The organism is Paraburkholderia sp. GAS448, assembly GCF_050435685.1.
GTDB lineage: Bacteria > Pseudomonadota > Gammaproteobacteria > Burkholderiales > Burkholderiaceae > Paraburkholderia.
Map to the genome: position 1 here is coordinate 1 of NZ_JBNDKT010000168.1, position 1,009 is coordinate 1,009.

Here is a 1,009-nt window from a genome sequence, read left to right on the forward strand (position 1 = left end):
CGGCTGGTGCACAACGCTCATCGCATCACGCTCGCGGGCGAATCGCTGCGCAAGACGCGCAGTCGATTGACCGCAAAGCCGCAGTCCGAGTAAAAAGATAAAGGTCCCGCGTCGCTGCGCTCAGTTTGTTCGCGATGGCGTGGAATCCTTCTTCACTTTGCCGTGGAATCACGATTCACTTTGCCCTGGAATGGCTGTTCTCTTTGCGTGGAATACGCAGCGCGTTGTCTTCAGGCGGCTTTACCGACGACTGTAGGCTTGATGATGCGCCGATGGCGTGAGCCGGCAGTAGGATGACGGGCGTGCCCTCGCGTGATAGCGCTTCGGTACGCTCAATGCTGTAGTACTCGCCATCGGCAATGACCTTATCCACCGGCAGATTCGCAGGCAGCACGGTGTCCATGCCTTCGCTGTCCGACACTTCGGCGGTCGTGATACTGATCGCGTGAATGTTCATCTGCGGGTCGATGGACAACTGCATCTTGCGCCACGGCGTGCGCGTGGCCTTCTGACCGTATTTTCTTCGTACCACTGACTGGCCCGCCCGAAGCCTAGCCCCGTGCTGTCGATGATCAGGCTCACGGCTTCGCCTCTTGCCAGCCGTTTTGCCAACTGCCCGCAGCGCTGCGTGACGCTCACCTCCAGCGCGGCAAACCGGTCGCACAAATGGCCGAAGCTGGGCACCGGAATGTCCAGTCCACGGGTGGACCAGTAATAGGCCACATAGCCGGTAGAACGTGTAGATCAGCTCGATGAACCGGCCGTACAGGTCGGCTCGCGGCCCGACACCCCGCGCGTATGGGGCCTCGCGTTGATGAACTGGGCCTTCAGTTCACCGTCTGGAAAATACAGGCTGTATCATCCCGCGCTTTCCCAGACTCTGGTTATACGCGTGGGCGTCACCTGCTGTTACTGAGTAATGCCGGGCCATTTCCTGGTAGGTTGGATTGATGTCCGGATCGTAGAACCCCGGCTTGTGGACGCCCGATTTCAGATTGTCGGGCACCAG

At 59.6% G+C, this 1,009-nt stretch carries 1 protein-coding gene; it reads right to left on the reverse strand.

The genetic code is table 11. The features are described 5' to 3' along the window. Positions 1–175: 175 nt before the first annotated feature. Positions 176–664, reverse strand: a complete 489-nt coding sequence (locus P3T23_RS47855; RefSeq protein WP_429322982.1) for a transposase — start codon at positions 662–664, stop codon at positions 176–178. Between the last annotated feature and the right edge of the window lie 345 nt (positions 665–1,009).